The organism is Bacillota bacterium, from assembly GCA_030705925.1.
Lineage (GTDB): Bacteria > Bacillota > Clostridia > Oscillospirales > Feifaniaceae > JAUZPM01.
Genome location: JAUZPM010000032.1, coordinates 1 through 23,217 on the forward strand (window position 1 = coordinate 1; position 23,217 = coordinate 23,217).

Annotated in this window: 25 protein-coding genes; 10 read left to right on the forward strand and 15 right to left on the reverse strand. The window is 45.2% G+C overall.

What is annotated here, in order from left to right; all coding sequences use genetic code 11:
- From Q8865_06345 to Q8865_06360, 4 genes are all read left to right on the forward strand, one after another.
- On the forward strand, positions 1 to 573 hold a 573-nt coding region (locus Q8865_06345; protein MDP4153040.1), incomplete at its 5' end, for a V-type ATP synthase subunit A.
- A 12-nt stretch (positions 574 to 585) separates the two neighbouring features.
- Entirely contained in the window at positions 586 to 1,962 is a 1,377-nt protein-coding gene (locus Q8865_06350) for a V-type ATP synthase subunit B (protein ID MDP4153041.1), read from the forward strand.
- A gap of 11 nt (positions 1,963 to 1,973) precedes the next feature.
- Positions 1,974 to 2,609: a V-type ATP synthase subunit D gene (locus Q8865_06355; GenBank protein ID MDP4153042.1), complete on the forward strand. Its 636-nt coding sequence runs from the start codon at positions 1,974 to 1,976 to the stop codon at positions 2,607 to 2,609.
- A gap of 89 nt (positions 2,610 to 2,698) precedes the next feature.
- Complete coding sequence (locus Q8865_06360) at positions 2,699 to 2,905, forward strand: DUF378 domain-containing protein (protein ID MDP4153043.1); 207 nt, start codon at positions 2,699 to 2,701, stop codon at positions 2,903 to 2,905.
- A gap of 51 nt (positions 2,906 to 2,956) precedes the next feature.
- Here Q8865_06360 and Q8865_06365 read toward each other — a convergent pair whose 3' ends face one another.
- Positions 2,957 to 4,150: an acetate kinase gene (locus tag Q8865_06365; protein MDP4153044.1), complete on the reverse strand. Its 1,194-nt coding sequence runs from the start codon at positions 4,148 to 4,150 to the stop codon at positions 2,957 to 2,959.
- 121 nt (positions 4,151 to 4,271) lie between these two features.
- Here Q8865_06365 and Q8865_06370 point away from each other — a divergent pair, with 121 nt between their 5' ends.
- Positions 4,272 to 5,468, forward strand: a complete 1,197-nt coding sequence (locus tag Q8865_06370; protein MDP4153045.1) for a nucleotidyltransferase family protein — start codon at positions 4,272 to 4,274, stop codon at positions 5,466 to 5,468.
- Between the two features lie 7 nt (positions 5,469 to 5,475).
- Here Q8865_06370 and Q8865_06375 read toward each other — a convergent pair whose 3' ends face one another.
- The 6 genes from Q8865_06375 to Q8865_06400 all read right to left on the reverse strand — a co-directional run bounded on the left by Q8865_06375 (position 5,476) and on the right by Q8865_06400 (position 10,030).
- Positions 5,476 to 6,075 carry an isoprenylcysteine carboxylmethyltransferase family protein gene (locus tag Q8865_06375; protein MDP4153046.1) on the reverse strand — a complete coding sequence of 200 codons (600 nt, stop codon included), beginning with the start codon at positions 6,073 to 6,075 and terminating at the stop codon, positions 5,476 to 5,478.
- A 64-nt stretch (positions 6,076 to 6,139) separates the two neighbouring features.
- Complete coding sequence (gene upp, locus Q8865_06380) at positions 6,140 to 6,766, reverse strand: uracil phosphoribosyltransferase (protein MDP4153047.1); 627 nt, start codon at positions 6,764 to 6,766, stop codon at positions 6,140 to 6,142.
- Between the two features lie 23 nt (positions 6,767 to 6,789).
- A complete protein-coding gene (gene rpiB / locus Q8865_06385) occupies positions 6,790 to 7,224 on the reverse strand; it encodes a ribose 5-phosphate isomerase B (protein ID MDP4153048.1) in 435 nt (144 codons plus the stop codon).
- On the reverse strand, positions 7,221 to 7,922 hold the full coding sequence (gene tsaB, locus Q8865_06390; GenBank protein MDP4153049.1) for a tRNA (adenosine(37)-N6)-threonylcarbamoyltransferase complex dimerization subunit type 1 TsaB: 702 nt from the start codon (positions 7,920 to 7,922) through the stop codon (positions 7,221 to 7,223). Before tsaB ends, rpiB begins: the two co-directional genes overlap by 4 nt.
- Positions 7,919 to 8,344 (reverse strand): tRNA (adenosine(37)-N6)-threonylcarbamoyltransferase complex ATPase subunit type 1 TsaE, encoded by a 426-nt coding sequence (gene tsaE / locus Q8865_06395; protein MDP4153050.1) that lies wholly within the window; start codon positions 8,342 to 8,344, stop codon positions 7,919 to 7,921. The genes tsaB and tsaE overlap by 4 nt, the downstream gene beginning before the upstream one ends.
- 15 nt (positions 8,345 to 8,359) lie before the next feature.
- Positions 8,360 to 10,030, reverse strand: coding sequence for a formate--tetrahydrofolate ligase (locus Q8865_06400; protein MDP4153051.1), 1,671 nt, complete (start codon positions 10,028 to 10,030; stop codon positions 8,360 to 8,362).
- 146 nt (positions 10,031 to 10,176) lie between these two features.
- Between Q8865_06400 and Q8865_06405 the strand changes: the two genes are divergently transcribed.
- Complete coding sequence (locus Q8865_06405; GenBank protein ID MDP4153052.1) at positions 10,177 to 10,965, forward strand: Ku protein; 789 nt, start codon at positions 10,177 to 10,179, stop codon at positions 10,963 to 10,965.
- A gap of 301 nt (positions 10,966 to 11,266) precedes the next feature.
- Here Q8865_06405 and Q8865_06410 read toward each other — a convergent pair whose 3' ends face one another.
- The gene (locus Q8865_06410) at positions 11,267 to 12,091 is read right to left on the reverse strand and encodes an SDR family oxidoreductase (protein ID MDP4153053.1); all 825 of its coding nucleotides are present in this window, start codon (positions 12,089 to 12,091) and stop codon (positions 11,267 to 11,269) included.
- Between the two features lie 138 nt (positions 12,092 to 12,229).
- Here Q8865_06410 and Q8865_06415 point away from each other — a divergent pair, with 138 nt between their 5' ends.
- A complete protein-coding gene (locus Q8865_06415; GenBank protein MDP4153054.1) occupies positions 12,230 to 13,441 on the forward strand; it encodes an aminotransferase class I/II-fold pyridoxal phosphate-dependent enzyme in 1,212 nt (403 codons plus the stop codon).
- Positions 13,442 to 13,514: 73 nt separating this feature from the next.
- Here the strand turns inward: Q8865_06415 and rsgA are convergent, their stop codons facing one another.
- Positions 13,515 to 14,597 carry a ribosome small subunit-dependent GTPase A gene (rsgA, locus tag Q8865_06420; GenBank protein MDP4153055.1) on the reverse strand — a complete coding sequence of 361 codons (1,083 nt, stop codon included), beginning with the start codon at positions 14,595 to 14,597 and terminating at the stop codon, positions 13,515 to 13,517.
- Between the two features lie 250 nt (positions 14,598 to 14,847).
- On the opposite strand from rsgA, the gene Q8865_06425 reads away from it, so the two are divergent.
- Positions 14,848 to 15,336, forward strand: coding sequence for an amidase domain-containing protein (locus tag Q8865_06425; protein ID MDP4153056.1), 489 nt, complete (start codon positions 14,848 to 14,850; stop codon positions 15,334 to 15,336).
- A 32-nt stretch (positions 15,337 to 15,368) separates the two neighbouring features.
- Here Q8865_06425 and Q8865_06430 read toward each other — a convergent pair whose 3' ends face one another.
- The 3 genes from Q8865_06430 to Q8865_06440 are packed head-to-tail and all read right to left on the reverse strand — an operon-like array spanning position 15,369 to position 19,559.
- Positions 15,369 to 17,243 carry a YgiQ family radical SAM protein gene (locus Q8865_06430; protein ID MDP4153057.1) on the reverse strand — a complete coding sequence of 625 codons (1,875 nt, stop codon included), beginning with the start codon at positions 17,241 to 17,243 and terminating at the stop codon, positions 15,369 to 15,371.
- Positions 17,243 to 19,174 carry a heavy metal translocating P-type ATPase gene (locus Q8865_06435; protein ID MDP4153058.1) on the reverse strand — a complete coding sequence of 644 codons (1,932 nt, stop codon included), beginning with the start codon at positions 19,172 to 19,174 and terminating at the stop codon, positions 17,243 to 17,245. Before Q8865_06435 ends, Q8865_06430 begins: the two co-directional genes overlap by 1 nt.
- A 13-nt stretch (positions 19,175 to 19,187) precedes the next feature.
- Complete coding sequence (locus Q8865_06440; protein ID MDP4153059.1) at positions 19,188 to 19,559, reverse strand: metalloregulator ArsR/SmtB family transcription factor; 372 nt, start codon at positions 19,557 to 19,559, stop codon at positions 19,188 to 19,190.
- A gap of 117 nt (positions 19,560 to 19,676) precedes the next feature.
- On the opposite strand from Q8865_06440, the gene Q8865_06445 reads away from it, so the two are divergent.
- Positions 19,677 to 20,393 carry an AzlC family ABC transporter permease gene (locus tag Q8865_06445; GenBank protein MDP4153060.1) on the forward strand — a complete coding sequence of 239 codons (717 nt, stop codon included), beginning with the start codon at positions 19,677 to 19,679 and terminating at the stop codon, positions 20,391 to 20,393.
- A 3-nt stretch (positions 20,394 to 20,396) separates the two neighbouring features.
- Positions 20,397 to 20,732 carry an AzlD domain-containing protein gene (locus Q8865_06450; GenBank protein MDP4153061.1) on the forward strand — a complete coding sequence of 112 codons (336 nt, stop codon included), beginning with the start codon at positions 20,397 to 20,399 and terminating at the stop codon, positions 20,730 to 20,732.
- A 46-nt stretch (positions 20,733 to 20,778) separates the two neighbouring features.
- Here Q8865_06450 and Q8865_06455 read toward each other — a convergent pair whose 3' ends face one another.
- From Q8865_06455 to Q8865_06465, 3 genes are all read right to left on the reverse strand, one after another.
- A complete protein-coding gene (locus Q8865_06455; GenBank protein MDP4153062.1) occupies positions 20,779 to 21,840 on the reverse strand; it encodes an ABC transporter permease in 1,062 nt (353 codons plus the stop codon).
- Positions 21,837 to 22,568 carry an ABC transporter ATP-binding protein gene (locus Q8865_06460; protein ID MDP4153063.1) on the reverse strand — a complete coding sequence of 244 codons (732 nt, stop codon included), beginning with the start codon at positions 22,566 to 22,568 and terminating at the stop codon, positions 21,837 to 21,839. Before Q8865_06460 ends, Q8865_06455 begins: the two co-directional genes overlap by 4 nt.
- A 19-nt stretch (positions 22,569 to 22,587) precedes the next feature.
- Positions 22,588 to 23,217 (reverse strand): ECF transporter S component (locus Q8865_06465; GenBank protein MDP4153064.1); only part of this gene is annotated, 630 nt, incomplete at its 5' end.

Below are 23,217 nucleotides of genomic sequence, written 5' to 3' on the forward strand. Positions count from 1 at the left end.
CCGGTAACTCAAAATACAAAGCGCTATATCAGAACATTTTTGGCACTTGACCGTTCGCTAGCCTATTCAAGACATTACCCTGCAATAAACTGGACAACCAGCTACAGCGACTATGTCGATGATCTTAGCGAATGGTACGAGCAGAACGTTGACTTCGATTTTCTAAAACTCCGTGAGCGCATGACAACTATACTCACTGAGGAAACAAGGCTTATGGAAATAGTTAAGCTTATCGGTGCCGACGTTCTTCCTGACAGTCAGCGTCTTATAATAGAAACAGCTCGTATAATACGCCTTGGCTATCTGCAGCAAAACGCCTATAATGCTCAGGATACCTATGTTCCTTTGCCAAAGCAATTCCTTATGATGAAACTTATTATCTATTTTTATGACAAAGCCAGTTTGATAATTCAAAAATCGATACCTTTGTCTCTCCTTGCTGACACTGGTATATATGATAAGCTTATCCGTATGAAATACGACATTCCATCAGAAAATATGCAGGAATTTGAAGCGCTTCGTCTTGAAATAAAAGAAACAGTCAAGAAAATAATAGAAGAGAATACTTTTTAAGGAGGGGTTGACATGTCAGTAGAATATATAAGACTTAAGGACATAAACGGGCCCCTCGTCGTTCTTGACGGCGTTGAGAACGTATTTTTTGATGAGGTTGCTGAACTTGTTCTTGATAATGGAGAAAAACGTCTTGCCAAAGTTGCCGAGATCGGCGGCGGCAGGGCTGTTTTACAGGTATTCAAAGGTACGAAAAATATAGCTCTTGATAATTCTAGGGTTAAGTTTACCGGGCACCCGATGGAGCTTCCGCTTTCTAAGGAAATTCTCGGCCGTGTTTTTAACGGCGTAGGTGAGCCGATAGATAATCTTCCTGCTGTTTATGCTGAAACAAAGCGTAATATCAACGGTCTTCCGCTGAATCCAGTTTCTCGTGTCTATCCGCGAAACTATATCCATACAGGCGTTTCAGTTATCGATGGATTGTCAACACTAATCCGCGGGCAGAAACTGCCCATATTTTCTGGAAGCGGTTTGCCTCACAATCAATTGGCTGTTCAAATAGTTCATCAGGCTAAGATTGCCGAAGAAGAAGGCAGTGAATTTGCTGTTGTTTTTGCTGCAATGGGTGTCAAAAATGACGTTGCGGATTACTTTAAAAAAGCTTTTGAAGAAAGCGGCGTTATGCAAAGGGTTGTAATGTTCTTAAACCTGTCAAACGACCCTATCATCGAGCGTATAATTGCGCCTCGGTGTGCTTTAACAGCAGCTGAATATCTTGCGTTTGAGCTTAATATGCATATTCTTGTCGTACTTACAGATATAACAGCCTATGCTGAAGCGTTGCGTGAACTTTCTTCTTCGAAGAACGAAATCCCTGGAAGAAAAGGATTTCCGGGTTATCTTTATTCCGATTTTGCGTCTCTTTATGAGAGAGCTGGCATGGTGTCATCTTCGACCGGATCCGTCACGCAAATTCCTATTCTTACAATGCCAAACGATGATATAACCCATCCTATCCCGGATCTTACAGGCTATATTACTGAGGGACAGATCGTTTTTGACCGTGCGCTTTTCCAGCAGGGAATTTATCCTCCTATCGCCGTCCTTCCTTCCCTATCACGCCTTATGAAAGATGGCATTGGTAAAGGTTATACTCGTGAAGATCATCCGTCTGTTGCAAATCAACTCTTCGCGTCCTATTCAAAGGTTCAAGATGCTCGTTCTCTTGCTTCAGTTATCGGTGAAGATGAACTTTCTGCCACAGATAAACAATATATAGCTTTCGGCAAACGCTTTGAAAGTGAATTTTTGCAGCAGGGCAGAACGGAAAACCGTTCACTTGACCAGACTCTTAACCTTGCTTGGGATATCCTCTCTGAACTGCCTGAGTCAGAGCTTGACCGTGTCGATTCAGATACGCTCAAAAAGTTTTATCATAAAAAGTAAGGGATCATTTTATGAATGTAAATGTTTTTCCTACAAAGGGCAACTTAATGAATATCAAGCGTTCATTTTCGCTGGCAAAACTTGGTTATGAACTGCTTGATAAAAAGCGCAATGTCATGATCATGGAAATGATGGCGCTGATGGGCAAGGCAAAAGAAATTCAGGCTGAAATCGACTCAACTTTTGCTGATGCATACTTTGCTCTGTCGCAGGCCAATATAACTATGGGCGTCGACACAATATATGATATATCTTTATCGTATCCTGTAGATGATACGGTCAACGTAAAATACAGAAGCGTAATGGGAACAGCACTTCCCATTATCGCTAAACCTGATTTAACTCCAAAACCTTTTTATGGTTTTGAATACACAAATTCACGTTTTGATAAAGCTTTTATTTCATTTTTGCGAGTAAAAGAATTGATTTTAAGGCTTGCAGAGATTGAAAACAGTATTTATCGACTTGCTTATAATGTTAAAAAAACGCAAAAACGTGCAAATGCCCTTCATGATATAATAATCCCTCAATATTCGGATATAGTAAAATTTATAACCGAAGCGCTTGAAGAAAAAGACAGGGAAGAATTTTCCAGGCTTAAAATAATTAAAAGCATTAAAACAGGTAATAATAAGAGAGAGAAGTAATTCTCTCTCTTATTTATTTCGATTCGCGGCTTTACGCGATCGACAAATCCAAAATTGCTTTAAGCTTAAAGCGTAACGGAGGTTAGTTTATGGACAGGTTTGCACTGTTACTCGTTATCATTGGTGCAATAAATTGGGGCAGCATTGGAATATTCAATTTTGACATCGTAGGTTGGATATTCGGAGGGCAGGGCGCGGCAATCAGCCGTGTGATATTCACTCTTGTCGGGCTTGCCGGAGTCTGGTGTGTTTCGTTGCTGTTTCGGGAGAGAGATGTCGTTGAACACGACACCTAATCCTTGCACAATCCATTAAAAAAAAGAGAGGCAAACCCCTCTCTTTTTTGATTATTTTTTAAGTGATTCAACAAGCTGCTTGGTGTCCCTGGCAATCATACATTCCTCATTCGTCGGGATAACCATTATCTTAAATGCTGAATCCGGCGTGGATATTATCGTCTCTTTTCCGTGTATGTTATTAAGTTTAGAATCTATATGAATGTTTTGAAGTCCCTTAAGCACCTCTTGGCGAAGTTCTGGATTGTTTTCACCAACCCCGGCTGTGAACACTATACCATCGATCTTCCCGAGGATATACATAAAACTTCCTATATACTTTTTGATCTGATAAATAAACATATCAAGCGCAAGCTTTGCACGTTCATTTCCTTCAGCTACCGCATCGTCAATATCGCGGAAGTCACTTGAAACACCGCTTATACCAAGAACTCCGCACTCTTTATTCATGAACATGTCCATCTCTTTACTGGTCTTGCCTTCGATTCTTTCAATATAAGTAACGACGGCAGGATCCATTGCACCGCAGCGGCTGCCCATCATAAGACCATCGAGAGGAGTAAATCCCATCGTTGTATCAATACATTTGCCGTTTTTTACAGCCGTTATTGATGAGCCGTTTCCAAGATGGCATGTAATAAGGTTGACATCATTAACATCTTTTCCAAGCATTGCAGCGGCACGCTGGGTAACAAATCTATGAGAAGTTCCGTGGAAGCCGTATTTGCGTATTGCATATTTTTTATAGTAATCATACGGCACACCATACATATAAGCCTCTGGTGGCATTGTCTGGTGGAATGCTGTATCAAAAACAACTACATGAGGCACATTTGGGAGAACCTCCATGCAAGCCCTAATTCCCGACACACTGTGTACATTGTGTAAAGGTGCTAACTTGCCGCACTCTGCAATTTCATCAATAACAGCTTCATTAACAAGCTTTGCCTCTTTAAAATGCTCGCCGCCATGTACAATTCGATGTCCTACAGCTGAAATTTCATCAAGAGAGCTTATACAACCGATTTCTTTATCGGTAATAACTTCAATTACCTTGCGGACAGCTGTTGAATGATTAGGCATACTGAACTCCTTAACAAACTCTGCTTTTGCAGATTTGTGTTTCAAAAGTCCGTCAATGCCTATCCTATCACAGTTGCCTTTGGCAAGAACGCTCTCATCCGTCATATCTATTAATTGATATTTGAGCGACGAACTTCCGGCATTAATAACCAATATCTTCATTTTTTCCCTTCCAATCGTTCAATTCTTGTATTATAATATAACCAATTAAAAATTATACCTCATAATTTGATGTTTAATCAAGTATTTCTGGACAATATTATGTGTTTTTGGAGTAAATTTTATGAAAATCTCTGCTGTAATATGTGAATATAACCCGTTTCACAGCGGTCATGCTTATCATATACAAAAGACAAGGGAAAACGGCGCTACCCATATAATTTCTTTAATGAGCGGCAATTATGTTCAGCGTGGGGATATTGCTGTTTTTGATAAATGGACAAGAGCCAAACTCGCCGTTTATGGAGGTGCTGACCTCGTGCTTGAGCTTCCAACCCCATATGCTATGGCTTCTGCTGAAACATTTGCCCGCGGTGCTGTAACTTTACTGAACAATCTTAATTGCGTTGACGAACTCAGTTTCGGCAGTGAGATTGGAAATCTTACAATGCTAAAGCTTATCGCTGATTTATCTGAAACTCCGGTTTTATCAAAAGCTATCCGAGGTTTTTTAGACGAGGGAGCAAGTTTCCCTAAGGCAGTTTCACGTGCTTATGAAAAAACAATGGGGCATGAACTGTCTGATGTATTGAATACCCCCAACAATGTTCTTGCGGTTGAGTATATCAAAGCTCTTAAAAAAATCAAATCAAAGATCCAGCCATTTACGATACAGCGTATTGGTTCAGGCCACCATGACCCAATCGAGAAAGAGGGTTACGTTTCAGCATCTTTTATGAGAGATGAAATAAAAGGCGGTCGTTTTGATGAACTTCGCAGTTATATGACTGATAGACAATTCGAACTTTTAAAAAATGAAATAGAAGCTGGAAGAGCACCTTATCTTCTTGAATGGATGAATAAGGCAATACTTGCAAAACTGCGCACAATGTCTGATTATGACTTTCAAAAACTGCCTGATCTTAGTGAGGGCATTGAACAGCGCCTGATGAACTTTATTAAACAATGTGTATCTGTAGAAGAAATATGCATGTCTGTAAAAACCAAACGTTATCCTTTAAGCCGAATCCGCAGACTAGTAATTTCCGCATTCCTTGGGCTAAGCAAAAAATTTTCCATTCAGTCTGCTCCATATGCCCGTGTTCTTGCGATGAATAATAAAGGACGAGAAATACTTTCTTCCATAAAATCATCTATCCCTATACTTACCAAGCCCGCAGATGTCAACGAAATGTGCATGGAAGCGCAAATGCTGTTTGAGTTTGAAAGCCACGCAACCGATCTTTATGTCCTGGCATCCCCATATATTCAGCGTTGTGGCCTTGAGTACACGATCTCACCTGCATATATATCAGACTAAAATACTACTATCTGCCTTTAATAGAGAAATACCTGCCTGTCTTCCTCTTATAATTAATATATTCCTCACCAAAAACAGTTGGAAGAAACTTTTCCTCTTCGATTATCTGCAAATGAAGTACGGTGACAGATAAGAGCAGAAAACAAATCTGAAGGGCATTGCTGAATGCGGCAGTAAACCCTATATAGAATAAATCAAAACCCAAAAAAGCCGGATTGCGGCTGAATCTATAAATGCCATCTTTGACTAATGTAGTTTTTTGCGATGAATCTACTCCGGCACGCCAGCTTTCACGCATAGTAATCATAGCAATAATAAAAACAGTTACTCCGCTTAGTGCTATCACGATTCCGACATAACGTAGAGTGTTGCTGTACGCAAGTAGAAACCATTTAGCATTTACAATTATACTTAATAGTTGAACAGCCGTCATAGTAAATGTTATTACTTTTAATAAAACTTCTATTCTTAATGTGTGTTTTGGCTTTTCTCCCCTACCCATCCTGTCTGTTGTTATGCCGTGGCGGCGCTGTGACAACATTTTCTCAAAGTAGCTGCCGTAAAATAAAACAATAACTAAAAACCCTAATATCTGTATCAATTCCACTTGCAAACCTCTTATTATAAGAAACGCCCATGCTTGAGCATGGACGTTTTTTATGTTTAACTATTTATTTTGTACCAAAAATTCTGTCTCCAGCATCACCGAGACCAGGTATTATATAGGCGTGATCATTAAGTTTTTCATCCTTTGCCGAGCAGAAAATATCAACATCCGGATGGTCCTTTTCAATTTTTGCGATGCCTTCAGGAGCGGCGATTATGTTCATCATCTTGATGCTTCTCGGGTTATATCTCTTGATAAGATTGATAGCTGCTGAAGCGGAACCACCGGTTGCAAGCATCGGATCAAGAATGATTACATCCCTTTCACTTATATCGCTTGGCATTTTACAGTAATATTCAACAGCCTTAAAAGTTTCAGGATCCCTGTAAAGCCCGATATGCCCAACCTTTGCGGCAGGAACAAGCTTTAATATGCCCTCGACCATTCCGAGTCCGGCACGTAAGATCGGAACGACTGCAAGCTTCTTTCCGGCAATCACCTTTGTCTTAGCAATAGCAATAGGTGTCTCGATCTCAACTTCTTTTAGGGGCATGTCACGAGTAGCCTCGTAGCAAAGCAGCATTGCTATTTCCTCAATGACCTCGCGGAATTCCTTTGAACCGGTGTTTTTGTCTCTAATTATCGACAGTTTGTGCTGTATCAGAGGATGTTCAATAATATGTGTACTCATTTTCAACTCTCCCTATATGTTAATTATTTTTCAAGCGCTGAAATTTTATCGATCCTTCTCTGGTGCTTTCCGCCCTCAAACTCGGTGCCAATATATGCATCAACGATCTCGAGCGCCAAACCTTCTCCAACGACCCTAGCGCCAAAGCATAGCACATTGGCGTTATTGTGCATCCTCGTAAGTTTTGCGCTGTAGGTATCGCTGCAGCAGGCAGCCCTTACGCCCTTTATCTTGTTTGCCGCTATCGACATGCCGATGCCCGTTCCGCAGACCAATATGCCCTTTTCACAGGTGCCGTCTGTAACAGCAGTGCCCACAGCGAGAGCAATATCAGGATAGTCGCAGGAATCGGTGCTGTATGTGCCGAGATCCTTCACTTTGAGTCCTTTTTCCTCAAGATGTTTTATGACCGCACGTTTCAGTTCAAAACCCGCATGGTCACAGCCAATCGCTATCATGGCGTTACCTCCTTATTTTTTTGCCTGGAAATAAGCTCTCTCTCAGCCTGTGGAAGCCTCAAGTAAAACGCTTCAAGCTCTTCGGCTGTAACAAAAGGCCCTTCCTCTGCCGCGGCAGCGACTGAGGATGCCCGCTGAAAACGGACTGCCGGCGCGCTGAGGCGGACATGCTCATACTTTTGATATGCATTATAACACAATTCTGCCCCGTCGCCAACTAGTATGACCTGTTTTTTATATAATTTTATTTCTTTCTCAAGCTCGGCTATTGGCAGTGCCCTGTCAGGCGTTATCCGCTCGATCCTGCCGTTTTGGCATGTGAAGACAGCATTGTACACCTGATTGCAGCGTGCGTCCATCACAGCGGCGATATAGCCGTCAAACGTGGACACATTATATGCTGCCGCCTCAAGTGTTGATACAGCAGCGCATTTTATATCTCTGCCAAAAGCAAGCCCCTTTACCGCGGCAATCCCTATACGTATCCCCGTAAAAGAGCCAGGCCCCGCCGCAACGGCAATCGTGTCAATATCGCTTAAAGAATATCCGGCTGTGCCAAGCAGTTTCTCGCACATCGGAAGCATCGTTTCGCTGTGCGTAAGCCCTATATTTATATAAAATTCTCCTATAAGCTTGCCGTCATCGGTTATAGCGACGCTTGCGGCTTTTGCGGACGTTTCAAAGGCAAGAATCTTCATTTTTTCTCCTCTTTGACGGTAATGAGCCTCTGACGCTCGTTTTTAGTCTTCTCTATCGTGACCTTCACATATTCGTCAGGCAGGACATAGTCTATCTTTTCGCTCCACTCAATAATGCAGATGCCGTCCCCCTCAAGGTAGTCAAAAAAGCCAGTGTTGTACAGGTCTTCAAAGCTGTCTATCCTGTACATATCAAAATGGTAAAGGTCGGGGTTTCCCGGATAATACTGCATTACAGTAAAGGTCGGGCTGGTCACCGACGCCTCCGGTGCGACAGCCTTGGCAAAACCGCGCACAAATGCCGTTTTTCCGGCGCCGAGATCGCCGAAAAGGGCGACTGTTTGCCCGCCGTGAAGCGTCTTTGCAAGTTCATATCCGGCTTTTTCGGTGTCTGCCGGACTGTTTGACATGATGGTCTGCATCATGACCTCCAAAAATCAAAATATTCCTACAATGTTTCCGTCGTCATCGACGTCTATCATTTCGGCAGCCGGCACCTTGGGAAGCCCCGGCATCGTCATAATATCTCCTGTAAGAGCCACTGCAAAACCGGCGCCTGCGGAGAGACGCACGTCCCTTACAGTAACGGTGAAGCCGGACGGACGCCCAAGCTTTGCCGGATCGTCGGAGAGTGAATACTGCGTTTTAGCCATGCAGACCGGCATGCCGGAAAATCCCATCTCTTCTATCCGTTTGATAGCGGTTTCCGCTTTTGACTCGAAAACCACACGCTCGCCGCCATATATCTCACGCACAATCGTATTGATCTTTTCTTTTATCGAAAGATCGTCTGGGTAAAGCGGTCTGAAATTGGACGGCACTTCCTCGATCGTTTTGATAACAGCTTTTGCAAGATCGATTCCGCCCTCGCCACCTTTAGCGAATACTTCTGCAACTTCGCATTTTGCATTTTTGCTTTTGCAAAACGCTTTGATAAAATCTATCTCGGGGTCAGTATCCGTATAGAAGCGGTTTATCGCAACGACTGCCGGAACGCCGTATTTCTGGATATTTTCTATATGTTTTTCTAGATTTACTATTCCCTTTTTAAGCGCTGTGATGTTTTCCTCAGATAGATTTTCTTTTTTCACCCCGCCGTTGTATTTAAGAGCGCGGACAGTGGCGACAATAACGACCGCATTCGGTTTCAGCCCCGCAAAACGGCATTTTATATCAAGGAACTTCTCAGCGCCGAGATCGGCCCCGAATCCCGCCTCCGTGACACAGTAATCGCCAAGCTTCATCGCAAGCTTTGTTGCCCTGACAGAGTTGCAGCCGTGAGCGATATTTGCAAACGGGCCGCCGTGTATGAGGCAGGGTGTGTGTTCAATGGTCTGAACGATGTTCGGCTTGATAGCGTCTTTAAGCACCGCCGTCATCGCTCCGCTCACTTTGAGGTCTCTGCAGAAAACGGGTCTCTTATCATAAGTATACCCGACAAGGATATTGCCGAGCCTTTTTTTAAGATCCTTAAGATCAGATGCCAGACATAAAACAGCCATCACCTCGCTTGCGACGGTGATGGTGAATCCATCCTCACGCGGAACGCCGTTGAGCCTGCCGCCCAAACCGACGACGACATTTCTAAGTTCCCTGTCGTTCATGTCCAGCACACGTTTGAAAACAATGGTGCGGGGGTCGATGTCAAGTGCGTTCCCCTGCTGGATATGGTTGTCGACAATGGCGCACAAAAGATTGTTTGCCGTGGTTATTGCGTGCATATCGCCTGTGAAATGAAGGTTTATATCCTCCATAGGAACGACTTGAGAGTATCCGCCACCGGCCGCCCCGCCTTTTATGCCGAACACAGGGCCGAGAGACGGCTCTCTGAGTGCGATCACCGTTTTCTTTTCAAGTTTATTCAAAGCCTGTCCAAGCCCGACCGTCACTGTCGTTTTTCCCTCTCCGGCAGGGGTTGGGTTTACAGCCGTCACAAGTATGAGTTTTGCGTCGGGACGGCTTTGAAGCCGCGCATAAGCGCTGTCTTTGATCTTTGCCTTATATTCACCGTAAAGCTCGAGCTCTTCATGCAGAAGGCCGGCGTTTTCAGCGATCTCCGTAATGGGTTTTTTTGCGCAAACCCTAGCAATTTCCACGTCACTGAGCATTCTTTTTCCTCCCAAGGTATATTAATGAATATTTTATCACACACATCCCGCAATAACAACATCATATAAATTTTTTATAGCTTTAAAAAAATCGATAGAATTGGGAAAAATAAAGAAAAAGTGTGTAAAAGAGGTTTAGCATCATTATGGCAGTTGCATTTAAATCCGTGATAGCTTTCGGGCTTGTGGCGATACCCGTTTCCATGTATACGGCGACTCAGGACAATGACATCAGCTTCAACCAGCTCCACAAGGAGGACAACTCCCGCATCCGCTATAAAAAAGTCTGCGCCCACTGCGGCAAGGAGATAAATCAAAACGATATCGTCAAGGGTTATCAATACGATAAGGACAATTATGTTGTGGTGACTGACGACGACCTTGAAAAGATCAAAACTGAAAAGGACAAGTCTATTCAGATACTTCACTTTGCAAACCTGAATCAGATATCCCCAGTGTTCTATGACAGGACATATCAGGCATTTCCGGAAGCCGGCGGAGACAAAGCATTCGAGCTGCTGCGCGAGGCTCTGATGTCCGAGCAGAAGATCGCTATCGGCAAGACTGTTATCGGTACAAAGGAAACCCTGCTTGCGATAATCCCCCGTGAAGAGGGCATATTGCTTACCACGATGTACTACGAGGATGAGGTAAAAGCGCTTCAGAAGGCATATACACGTCCGAGCATTTCCGACGCAGAGCTGAATATGGCGAAAACGCTTATAAGCTCTATGGACACGCCCTTTGACCCTTCCCAGTACAAAGACGAATACCAGGAAAAGCTGCGCGAACTGCTTGAAAAAAAGATTGCCGGAAAAGAAGTAGTCCCTGTCAAAGCGGATGCGCCTAACAATGTCATAAACCTTATGGATGCGCTTAAGGCAAGCATCGAGCAGAACAAACCGAAGAAAACAAGAAAGACAAAGGGCGCCTGATAAAGGCGCCCTCAGACTGTCGAAAAAGTACAGTCACCGCAAAAGCGATTACATATAGGTGATTAGGCACCATGGAAGTATCAGGTCTTTAAACGTGATCTTCAGGTTACGGTTCATAAACGCAAAATGGCGCAAGCCCCCCCTTACGGGGGGGAGCACTTTTGCTTACTTCAGAACAGGCGCCCTGCTGTATCTGCATAAAGCGACGTGCGCCTGTTCTTCGTCTGACTGTCCTTTTCGAGCGTCTGTCAGCTGTTGAAACCTGAAAAGGTGCCCTTTAAAAATATAGCATATTATTTATTTAGCGCATATACATCTTTCTGAGCATGAATAGAATAAGCCCCTCGGGCAGCAGTCTGCGCAGAAACACGAGCAGTTTATAATCAAACCCAACCACTCTGAAAACTGGCGGGTTTATCCGCTCTGCAATACCTAGAGCAACTTTGGCGACAGAATCGGGCGACCTGCCCTTTCTCTCGTCCGTTTCCATCTTTGCGACAGCGCTTTTGCAAATATCATTATAAGGCGACCCTTCCGGAAGCTCGTACCGTCTCGCATCGGTAAAGCCGGTGTGAGTATCGCCCGGCTCTATAACAGAGACTTTAACCCCGAAACCCGAAAGCTCCATCCTGAGCGACTTGGCATAAGCCTCTATCGCAAACTTGCTTGAGCTATAATGCGACTGAAAGGGAATCGGGAAAATGCCCGCGACAGATCCAATACATATTACCAGTCCGTTTTTTTGCTTTCTCATATAGGGCAGTATCTGCCTGTTTACCCGCATAACACCGAAATAATTCACTTCCATCTGCCTGTGGGCGGCATCGTCCGGCGTGTCTTCGGCGGAACCGGCAATGCCCATTCCCGCGCAGTGTACGACTATCCCTATGTTTTTGGTTTCTTTAATGATAGCGTCCACAGCCGTTTTGACCGAGCCTTCGTCGCAAACGTCTATTACGACGGGTCTTATCTCACCGCCGCTTTCGAACTTTTGGACACTTCTCCCCGCCGAACGTGCACCTGCATAGACCGTAAAACCCTTCTCCGCAAACATTTTCGCGCAAGCGGCACCTATCCCTGACGACCCTCCTGTGACAAATACTGTTTTGCCATACGGATATTTCATATGTACTCTTCCCTGTCTTTACAATTTTTTTCATTATAACATATTATCGGATTTAAGGGAATATTTGATATAAGCGGAATATATTTTATTTACTTCTTTTTCCACTTGTGGTATAGTATCGAATTAGAGGTGAAAAAAATGGATTTATTTGATAAATGTGAAAAATTTACTGCGGCAAAAGAAATGATAGACTTAGGTTTATATCCTTATTTTCACGAAATAACTTCCCGTCAGGACAGCGTTGTTGACATGGAGGGGCACAGGACGATAATGCTCGGTTCGAACAACTACATGGGACTTACGAGCGACGAACGCGTGATCGAGGCGGGCGTCGAGGCACTCAGGCGCTTCGGTTCAGGATGTTCCGGCTCAAGATTTTTAAACGGCACTTTGACACTTCATACAAAACTCGAGCGTGAACTTGCCGACTTTCTTAATAAAGAAACTGTGATCACATTCAGCACCGGGTTTCAGACCAATTTAGGCATCATCTCATGCATCGCGGGCATGCATGATTACATAATATCTGATAAAGAAAATCACGCCAGTATCGTTGACGGCTGCCGTCTTGCATTTGCAAAGACTTTGAAATATCGTCACAGCGATATGGATGATTTAAAAAGCAAACTCGAATCAGTCCCAGACGGCGCCGGTAAACTGATAGTTACCGATGGCGTTTTCTCAATGGGCGGAGATATCGCAAAGCTGCCCGCTATTGTTGAACTTGCAAGGGCTTACGGCGCACGGGTCATGGTTGATGACGCGCACGGGCTTGGCATGATCGGCAAAAACGGAAGGGGCACCGCAAATTACTACGGGCTTGAAAAAGAAGTCGATATCATAATGGGCACCTTTTCAAAATCGCTTGCAAGCCTCGGCGGGTACATGGCTACATCCGAAACCGTCGCGCACTATGTCAAACATAATTCACGCCCATTCATATTCAGTGCTTCCATCACTCCGGCTTCCTGCGCGACCGCGCTCAAAGCACTTGAAATCCTGCGGGAGGAACCTGAACGTGTCGAACATCTTAAGGCAAATGGTGACTATATGCGTGCAAAATTCAGAGAAGCCGGCATTCCTATAGGCAACTCAGATACTGCAATCATCCCAGTTATGACATACGAAACAAAACGGACATTTATTATAGATCACATGCTACTAAACGAAGGCGTATATGTAAATCCGGTAATAGCGCCGGCTGTTCCCGAGGGGGAATGCCTGCTTCGCACGAGCTATACTGCGACGCACACGAAAGATCAGCTTGACGAAGCGATTGAAATATTCAAAAGGGTTTTTGAACAGGTTTCAGAGATGGAATCCTGCAAGGTTCACGCAATGCAAAGGTGAAAAAATTATAAGTAAAAAGCAGGGATAAAACCCTGCTTTTTTTATAGCTTGCCATTATAGGACATTCATGCGATCAATAATGTCTTCTGTTATTTTTATCCTTTGCGATTTTTCTCATCTTTTTCATCTCATTTTTGCCGCTGAACATCGAGTTTATCTTTTCATTTTCTATCTGTCTTGAGTTAAGCCGGTCATACTTAACCTCTTTTTTGAGTTTGAGGTAATTGCCAAGCCTCTCCTCCGACAAATTTCCAGCCTCAATTGCGGCCTTGACGGCACATCCCGGTTCGCTTTGGTGCGAGCAGTCTTTAAACCTGCATTTTGCCGAAAGCGTTTCGATGTCTGTAAAAGCCTTCCCGAGATCGGCGCTTTCGACGCCAAGCTCACGCATGCCCGGTGTATCGATAACGATACAGCCGCCGGGAAGCAGCAATAGCTGTCTTTGCGTAGTCGTATGCCTGCCCTTGTCGTTTGATCCGATCTCACCGGTTGTCACGACCTCACCGCCCGATAGATGGTTTATTATCGTTGACTTTCCAACGCCCGACGACCCGATAAAGGCGATCGTCGCACCCGGTTTCATATAGCTTTTTAAAGGCTCTAGGCCATCCGCCGTCAGCGCTGACACGGTCAATACATCCACACCCGGTGCCGAGCACAAGACCTTTGATATTTTATCCTCTGAATCGGCGCAGAGATCAGACTTTGTAAGGATGACGACAGGCAAAGCTCTGCTGTCCCACGCAATCGAAATATAGCGCTCGAGGCGGCGCAGGTTAAAATCATTATTTAGAGACATGCAAATAAAAACCACGTCTATATTAGCGGCAACTACCTGCACATCCAGAGCGGTTCCGGCGGCTTTCCGCTCGAAAACCGTTTTTCTCCTCAGCACATGCAAAATGACGGCATTGCCAGATTCGCCACACTCCCTGTCAAGCATTACAAAATCGCCCACCGCCGGAAAATCGCTAAGATCCTGTGCTTCATACCTTAATTTGCCCGAAACTTGTGCAAACACCTCACCCTTTTCGGTCACGGCTCTATAGAGGTCTTTAGACTGTGAAACTATCCTTGCGAGGAAAAGGCCGCCGTACAATGAAGCCTCTTGTGCGAATCTGTCCTGAAGACCCAAATTTTTTATTGTTAAATCCAATTGATATCCTCCTAAAAAATTTTTTTATCTTTTGGGAGGGTGTGGCTTCTACGCAGCACAAACCTCCCGGTCTGCTGCAATCTCAGAATCTATCAAAATAAACATAAATCAAATCTCCTTTTCTTAGGTTTATTATAATATTTTATGCAGAAAAATACAATGAGTCCGCTGTATATAAGTTTTTTGCAACATAAAGTAATTCCCCACTCTTCTCTTTCATAAACTTAGAGAAAGGGGGGGGGAATTTATAATGTTTTATGACCGTGAAAAAGCGGTGGAATACGCGCACAATTGGGCGTTTTCGCGCAACCCTAATTATTTCAGTTTCACCGGCATAGGCGGCGACTGCACAAATTTCATATCTCAGTGCATACATGCCGGCGGCGCACCGATGAACTACGCCCCGACCTACGGCTGGTATTACATAAGTCCCACCAACCGCGCGCCCGCGTGGACAGGGGTGCAGTTTTTGTATAATTTTCTGACCCGCACCAGTGGACGAGGTCCGTTCGGCAAAGGCGTTCCGATCGACAAGATCGAAATAGGCGATATTATTCAGCTTTCCTTTGATGGGGTCACTTATGAGCACAGCCTGCTTGTCGTCGAGCGGGGCATAGTTCCAAGCCCTGACAATATACTAATAGCGACGCATACAGACGACAGCGATTACCGCCCGCTTTCTACCTACAGTGTCAAACAGCGAAGATATATACATATTGAGGGCACGCGTTTTTCATAATTAAAAAGGGGAGTCATATGCTCCCCTTTACTTTATCTTCGTTTAATACGTCTTTGCCCGTTTTGGTGGGGATTCTGATGGGGATGCTGCCGTGCCGCCCCGGATGGCGGAACCAGCATGTTCTGACCATATCCTATCAGATCGTCTCTGCCGATCTTTTTAAGAGCCTCTCTAACAAGCGAATAGTTTGACGGCCTGTAATACTGCAGGAGGGCGCGCTGCATCTCCTTTTCCTTCGGGTTTTTCGGAACGTATATATGCTTTCCGGTTATTGGATCAATGCCGGTGTAAAACATGCATGTCGATATTGTTCCAGGCGTCGGGTAAAAATCCTGTACCTGCTCTGGGCGAAGCCCTGTGCGTTTTAAATAAAGCGCAAGGGCAAGCGCATCTTCAAGTGTACTGCCCGGATGCGAAGACATGAGGTATGGTACTAGATACTGGTCTTTTTTATATTCACGGTTGAATTTCGTATACAGCTCGCAGAAATGGTCGAACACGTCGACAGGCGGCTTCCCCATAGCATTTAGCACGTTTTTGCGAACATGCTCGGGCGCCACTTTGAGCTGACCGCTTATATGATTTTTAACCAGCTCTCTGAAAAATTCATTGTCTTTATCAAGCATGAGATAATCAAATCTTATCCCGCTTCGTATAAACACCTTTTTGACCTTAGGCAGTTCTCTTAAAGTCTTTAGAATATCAAGATATTCCGAATGGTCGACCTCAAGCGCCTTACACGGCACGGGAGCGAGGCATCTTTTGTCCTTGCAGGCGCCAAGGGTCTCCTGCTTTTTGCACGCCGAATGTCTGAAATTCGCCGTCGGACCGCCGACGTCGTGGATATATCCCTTGAACCGGGGATTTTTCGTCATCCTTACCGCTTCGTCGACTAAGGACTGCTTGCTGCGGCTCGTCACTCTCCTGCCCTGATGGAAGGTCAGCGCGCAGAAATTGCATGCGCCAAAACAGCCGCGGTTGTGAATCATGGAAAATTCAACTTCTTCTATTGCCGGAACGCCGCCATCTTTTTCGTAGGACGGATGGTAGGTGTTCATAAACGGAAGCTCATAAACAGCGTCGAACTGCTCTGTCGTAAGGGGAGGCATCGGCTTGTTCTGCTTAACAAATATATCTCCGTGCTTTTGATAGATCACTTTTCCTGTGACCGGGTCCTGCTCCTGATACTGAATCTTAACGCTTTCGGCATAGCTTCGTTTTGAAGAGGTGACCTCTTCAAGGGATGGGCAGACAATACCCTCTTCATCACGCTTTTTCACACGTACACATGTGCCGCGCACGTCAGTGATGCTTGAAACATCGCCCTTTGAAAGCCTGTCCGCGATTTCGACAGTCTGAAGTTCGCCCATGCCGTAAATCAAAATATCCGCGCCGCTGTCGATAAGCACAGACGGCATCAGGGAATCCGCCCAGTAGTCATAATGCGCAAAACGGCGAAGCGAAGCCTCAAGCCCGCCTATCACAATCGGGACATTCGGATAGTATTTTCTTAAAGCCTTGCAATATGCCGTTACGGCACGGTCAGGGCGCTTGCCCGTTTTACCGCCGGGGGAATACGAGTCCTCTCTTCTTTTGTGCTTTGAAACGCTGTAATGGGCGACCATCGAGTCTATATTGCCGCCTGTTACAAAAAAGCCGTATTTCGGCATTTCTAGCTGCGTAAAACTGTTTTTTTCGTCATGCATATTCGGCTGCGCCAAAACGGCGACGCTGTACCCCGCCGCTTCCAGCACACGGGTTATGATAGCAAAACCGAACGAGGGATGGTCGACGTACGCATCCCCCGTTACACATATAAAATCGGGCTGTTTTATTCCTTTTTCATCGAGCTCTCGCCTTGTCATGGGCAGAAAACCTTTTTTTGTCAAGTCCGTCTTGAGATTCATCAGTTACTCCTTTTCCAAATTAGACGCATAGAATTCAGGATAGCGATAAGCGCAACTCCCACGTCGGCAAATACCGCTGCCCACATGCTTGCATCTCCAAATACGCTCAGCAGCATCACAAGCAGTTTCACGCCGAGTGCGAGATAAATATTCTGATTGATGATATGAATAGTTCTCCTGCCTGTTTTGACAGCGGTGTTGATCCTTGAGATATCATCGTCCATTATCACGATGTCCGCGGCCTCGATTGCACTGTCCGAGCCGAGCGCGCCCATCGCAATCCCGACATCGGCAGCCGCCAGAACCGGCGTGTCGTTGATACCGTCGCCGACAAAAGCGACAAGACCATTTGCCGAATTCTTTTCTTCTTCAAGCTTTTGCACCTTACCCTGTGGAAGCAGCGAGTGGTAAAACCTTGTTATACCAAGCTTTGCTGCCACCTCGGCCGCTGTATGTCCGTTGTCGCCTGTAAGCATCACAACGTCTATCCCTGCGCTTTTAAGCTCTTCTATCGTCTTTTCAGCATTGCTTTTTATTGTGTCTTTAATATCTATTCTACCACAGTATACCCCGTCAACGGAAACAAAAACTGTCGTTGCCGGCATTTTTTCGTTTAAAACGCCCTCCGGTATACCCGAAATAAGCCTTTTGTTGCCAGCGGCGACCTGTCTTCCGTTTACCGTCGCCCTGACACCGCACCCCGGCACCTCGGCTATATTTTCGACTGCATCCTCCTGTATCTCCTTGCCGTAACCCGCCGCTATAGCCTTTGCGACAGGGTGGGATGAATGGCTTTCGGCAGCCGCCGCATAAAACAAAAGCTCGCCGCTCTCCATGCCATCGGAAATTATTTTGTCTATTGTAAAGCTGCCGGTCGTAAGCGTTCCCGTCTTATCGAAAACAACGGTTTTAACCATGCGCAGACTGTCTAGATAAGTGCTGCCCTTTACCAAAACGCCTCTCCTTGCCGCCGCCCCGACCCCGCCGAAGAATCCGAGCGGAATGGAAATGACTAGCGCGCAGGGACATGACACGACCAGAAATACGAGCGCCCTGTATATCCATGTGCCAAAATCAAAATTATCGAAGAGTGGCGCCGCAAAAGCAATGAGGGCGGCGACACCTACGACTGCCGGAGTATAGAAACGGGCAAATTTTGTAATAAATTTTTCCTGCGGCGCCTTTTTGCGGCTCGCGTTTTCGACAAGCTCCATTATTTTTGAAACAGTCGATTCGGCAAACGGCTTTGTGACCTCGACCTCGATTACCCCGTCTATGTTCAGGCTTCCGGCGTATATCCCGTCCCCTTCCGAAACGGGAGCCGGGAGAGATTCGCCGGTAAGCGCAGAGGTGTTGAGGTTAGAAATCCCTTTGACCACCCTTCCGTCAAGCGGCACCTTTTCGCCGGGGTTTACTATTATTATATCCCCCACCTGCACGTTTTCGGGATCAACCCTTACCATTTTTCCGTTTTCCATAATATTCGCGTAGTCTGGCTTAAGGCTCACGAGCGACTTTATCGACTTTCTCGAACGGCGCACCGCTGCCTCCTGCAGATATTCGCCGACTCGGTAGAACAGCATGATGGCAACGCCCTCTGCATATTCGCCTGTCGCAAACGCACCTATCGTGGCAACCACCATCAGCGTATTTTCATCGAAAAGGTTCCCTCTTCTTATGCTTTTCGTCATATTGATTATCGGCTCAGCGCCTGTGACTATATATAAAGCAAGAAAAACCGGCAGGTGAAAACTATAATACGGCTTTAAAACCATCGCGGTAAGAAACAATACTGCCGATATGCAGAGCGTAAGAAATTCCTTTTTATCCTGTCCCTCGTCCTTCTCTTCTTCGGGTTCCAATTCGCAGGCGCACGCGCTGCACCCGCAGTGCTGGTGAATTACGCAGGTCTCCTCCTTTGATTCCAACATGTTGCCCCTCCTTCTATTCCTGTATGTGGCTAAGCCCCTGATCGAATATCTGTTTTACGTGATCGTCGGAAAGAGAGTAGTATGCCACTTTTCCGACCTTGCGGTATTTTACAAGCTTAGCCTGTTTCAAAACGCGAAGCTGATGGGAGATCGCCGACTGGGTCATCTGAAGCGCCGCCGCCATCTCGCCGACCGCCATCTCAGATAAAAACAATGTCTGGATTATACGTATCCGGGTCGAATCGCCAAAAACCTTGAAAAGCTCTGCAAGGTCGTACAGCTCCTCCTCATCGGGCATTTCATCCATAATCTTATTGATCTTGTTTTCCTCTAAATAATTCTGCATATCTTCACGCCTTTCGCAAACGTATGAATAATTGTTCATACGTTTATGATAGCATCAGTTGTTATAGTTGTCAATCACTTAGACAGAATTTTTTATTGACACACCGTCTTTGAATGTACTATCATTTAAAAATAGTATAGTTTGGGAGTTGTGGTAATGGTAAGGCGTGCATTTTCAGCTGCTTTTGTAACAACCATACCCGTAATGCTTGGTTACCTGTCCATCGGGATAGCATTTGGCTTGATGATTCAGTCAATCGGATATGATTTTTTATGGGCCGCTATGATGAGTATTGTGATCTATGCGGGCTCGATGCAATATGTCGCAGTCGATCTTCTGCATCGGGGCGCAGGATATATTGAAGTAGCAATAATGACTTTTCTGGTTCAGGCAAGGCATATTGTCTACGGTCTTTCTCTAATTGAAAAATTTAAAAAAGTCGGCAGGAAAAAATTTTATATGATCTTTGCCCTCACCGACGAAACATATGCTTTGTTATCCTCTGCAAAAGCGCCGGAGGGTATTAACGAACAAATATATTACTTCGCGATTGCCCTGCTCGATCACTGCTATTGGATAACCGGCGGTGTTATCGGGGCGCTTGCTGGTTCGCTTATTAATTTTAATATCAAGGGCGTCGATTTTGCAATGACGGCGCTTTTCATAGTCATTGCAACCGAACAGTGGCTGACAAGTAAATCGCACGCTTCCGCATTTATAGGCGGCGGATGCGCAGCGGCGGCCCTCATCCTTTTCGGAGCAAACAATATGCTTATTCCGGCAATGATAGCAATGACGGTCATCCTGCTTTCTTTCAGCAAAAAGCTTGACGTTCTGTATGCATTAGAACCGGCGAAAGAAAAGGAGGATTAGGCTGTGCCAACAATACCGACATCTCAGGCGCTTATAATCATTGCAATCATCTCAATAATTACTATATCAACAAGGGCATTGCCTTTTATCCTGTTCGACCGGCGGGCTACCCCCAAAATCGTGCTGTATCTCGGAAAAGTAATGCCTACAGCGATTATTGCAATGCTTATAGTATATTGTCTTAAAAATGTGACTCCAATGTCCTACCCCTACGGACTGCCGGAACTTATCGCGGGAGTTGTCGTCGTCGCCTTACATATTTGGAAGCGAAGCAATCTTCTGAGCATTTTCGGCGGGACAGCGCTTTATATGTTCTTAGTTCAAGTGGTATTTAAATAATAAAGGGGCTGTTGCAAAACGAAAGTTTTGTAGCAGCCCCTTATAATTATATTTTTCTGTATCGTTTTAAAGCAAGTGAATTCAGCACAATGAATAGTATTGCAAACCCCAATAATATCAGAAGATCGAAGGCGATATCGCCAAATGAACTGCCCCGAATCACGACGCCCGTCAAAGCGTCGGCGGCGTAAGTCAATGGAAACAGCTTTGAGAGGATGATAAGCGGCTGAGGCAGCCCTTTGAGAGACAGAATGCCCGAAAACAATATCTGCGGCACAACCACAATCGGAATGAACTGAATGATCTGAAATTCGTTTCTAGCAAAGGCGGAGAGCAGCGTTCCCAATGCAAGCGAACCCCCTGCAAGCAGCAGGTTTGTAAGCAGTACCAAGAAGAAGTTTCCTTGCATGGCGACGCCCAGCACGTTTATCGTAAACACCTGTATGACGAGCGTCTGAAGCACTACGTATAATCCGAACCCCAGAAAATAACCCATTACGATTTCTATCCGCTTTATCGGAGTTGCAACGAGCCGCTCAAGCGTCCCGCTTATTTTCTCACGCAAAAACGCAATGCCTGCTATAAGAAAAACAAAAAAGAATATGAAAAAGCCCATGAATATTGCCGCGAAGGTGTCGAACATAGTCAAGCTGTCCGATCCGTAAATATATTTGAAGGTCGGAGAAAGCTTTGTTTCCGGCAAACCCGGCAGTTTTGATTTGAGTTTATCAAGCGTATCTTTTGAAACGTCAGCAAGTGCGGCTGATACCGCTTTCTTGACTGAGGCCGTGACCGACGTGTCCGTTCCCTCGACTGTAATTTCAAGACCGTTCGTCCCGTCGATATAGGCGTCTGTTTTTCTGTTTTTTACATCCTCTTTTGCCGAATCGATATCATTAACGGTGTAAACCTGCGCTTCCGTTTTCAGCGCATCGACAACTTCTGATGAAACATTGTAAACTGCAACAGTAGGCGTATAAGACGGGTTGTTTATTATTAAACTAAGCAGGTAAAGAACGGCAATAGGCGCTATGAATAACAGTGCAAGCGTTCTTTTGTCTCCGGCTATCTGTTTGACGATACGTTTAGCAACGGTGAAACTGTTCATTCTTTACGTCCCTCCCCGCTGTAAAACAAAAATGCCTCTTCAAGGCTCTGAGCCCCTGCCCTGACCATGAGTTCAACGGGTGTGCCATCGGCTATTATGCCGCCGTCTCGTATAAGGGCAAGCCTGTCGCATCGGTAAGCCTCGTCCATAACATGGGTGGTTATGACTATTGTCGCGCCTTCTTCTTTAAGTCGGTGGAATTCCTCCCAGAATACCTTTTTTAAAACAGGATCTATGCCGACCGTCGGTTCGTCAAGAAAAAGAAGCTTAGGCTTATGCGCAAGCGCAACCGCAAGAGAAAGCCTCCGCCTCATCCCGCCGGAATAATATTTTACACGCTTTTTCGCGTCTCCCGACAAATTCACAAGTTCAAGCACCTCAGCCGCCCGGCTTTTTGCCTCTTTGCCGCGCAGTCCATAAAGCGCCTCGAAAAACAGGACGTTGTCAAGCCCGGTAAGATCCTCATAGAGCGCATCCTGCTGAGCCATATACCCTATCTGCGAGGTGACTGAAAGTGAGGGCATAGCCTCGCCGTCTATATAGACGCTTCCAGCCGCCTCTTTCATGCCGATCATCGCTTTGATGAGCGTCGTCTTCCCTGCCCCCGAAGGTCCCAGAAACCCGATCATACCGCCCTTTTTAATGTCTATGCTGACATTATCAAGTATTACGTTTTTATCGTATTTCACCGTAACGTTCTTAGCGCTTACCATGGACTCGTCAGCCATATATTTTTCCTCTTTTAATTCAGCGGATACGCGAAACCGCCTTTTTTAATGGAAGATATAGAAGTACTGCGCCTATAACAGATGCAGTTCCATTGATTAATGTTGATGGAATGCTAATAACAGATGCAATTACTGCAGGGACAAACTGACTGCCTGCAAGCATCTTCCAGATAGCCCCAAAAACAAATTCTCCAAACAGATTGAAAACTATACCCATCGTCGCTCCGAGTACGACATATTGAAGTTCTACGGTCAGTTTCCTTGAATAAGCTGCTGCAACTGCAAGTATTATACCTAGTACGAAGCAGAATATATATAGAAGACTTACCAAAACAAGTGGTTTATCAGACCCTTCAACTTTTATCTGCTGACCGACTGTTGATATAACAGCAAATACCACAGCACCGGCTGCTATAAATATTGCTGATAAAATTCCGGTGTATTTCGCTGGCGACTTTGCATCTTTACGTGTCCCTCTTGAAGCTACAAGTCCGACTACAATACCGATTCCAAATTTAAGGATAACTGTTTTTAGCGCAGTATCTGCATAACCGTTAAAAAGATCGTTTAAACCCATGCCTACCGCACCGGCAAGCCCGCCTTGAACCCCGCCGAAAAGCAGAGCGGCAATTATAACCACCATATTCCC

Coding starts and splice junctions, on each gene's coding strand:
- Q8865_06350 (MDP4153041.1), top strand. CDS start 586: ATGTCAGTAGAATATATAAGACTTAAGGACATAAACGGGCCCCTCGTC.
- Q8865_06445 (MDP4153060.1), top strand. CDS start 19,677: ATGGTAAGGCGTGCATTTTCAGCTGCTTTTGTAACAACCATACCCGTA.
- Q8865_06435 (MDP4153058.1), bottom strand. CDS start 19,174: ATGTTGGAATCAAAGGAGGAGACCTGCGTAATTCACCAGCACTGCGGG.
- Q8865_06410 (MDP4153053.1), bottom strand. CDS start 12,091: ATGAAATATCCGTATGGCAAAACAGTATTTGTCACAGGAGGGTCGTCA.
- Q8865_06415 (MDP4153054.1), top strand. CDS start 12,230: ATGGATTTATTTGATAAATGTGAAAAATTTACTGCGGCAAAAGAAATG.
- Q8865_06460 (MDP4153063.1), bottom strand. CDS start 22,568: ATGGCTGACGAGTCCATGGTAAGCGCTAAGAACGTTACGGTGAAATAC.
- Q8865_06360 (MDP4153043.1), top strand. CDS start 2,699: ATGGACAGGTTTGCACTGTTACTCGTTATCATTGGTGCAATAAATTGG.
- Q8865_06425 (MDP4153056.1), top strand. CDS start 14,848: ATGTTTTATGACCGTGAAAAAGCGGTGGAATACGCGCACAATTGGGCG.
- rpiB (MDP4153048.1), bottom strand. CDS start 7,224: ATGATAGCGATTGGCTGTGACCATGCGGGTTTTGAACTGAAACGTGCG.
- Q8865_06370 (MDP4153045.1), top strand. CDS start 4,272: ATGAAAATCTCTGCTGTAATATGTGAATATAACCCGTTTCACAGCGGT.
- tsaB (MDP4153049.1), bottom strand. CDS start 7,922: ATGAAGATTCTTGCCTTTGAAACGTCCGCAAAAGCCGCAAGCGTCGCT.
- Q8865_06455 (MDP4153062.1), bottom strand. CDS start 21,840: ATGAACAGTTTCACCGTTGCTAAACGTATCGTCAAACAGATAGCCGGA.
- Q8865_06405 (MDP4153052.1), top strand. CDS start 10,177: ATGGCAGTTGCATTTAAATCCGTGATAGCTTTCGGGCTTGTGGCGATA.
- Q8865_06400 (MDP4153051.1), bottom strand. CDS start 10,030: ATGCTCAGTGACGTGGAAATTGCTAGGGTTTGCGCAAAAAAACCCATT.
- upp (MDP4153047.1), bottom strand. CDS start 6,766: ATGAGTACACATATTATTGAACATCCTCTGATACAGCACAAACTGTCG.
- Q8865_06365 (MDP4153044.1), bottom strand. CDS start 4,150: ATGAAGATATTGGTTATTAATGCCGGAAGTTCGTCGCTCAAATATCAA.
- Q8865_06440 (MDP4153059.1), bottom strand. CDS start 19,559: ATGAACAATTATTCATACGTTTGCGAAAGGCGTGAAGATATGCAGAAT.
- Q8865_06355 (MDP4153042.1), top strand. CDS start 1,974: ATGAATGTAAATGTTTTTCCTACAAAGGGCAACTTAATGAATATCAAG.
- Q8865_06430 (MDP4153057.1), bottom strand. CDS start 17,243: ATGAATCTCAAGACGGACTTGACAAAAAAAGGTTTTCTGCCCATGACA.
- tsaE (MDP4153050.1), bottom strand. CDS start 8,344: ATGCAGACCATCATGTCAAACAGTCCGGCAGACACCGAAAAAGCCGGA.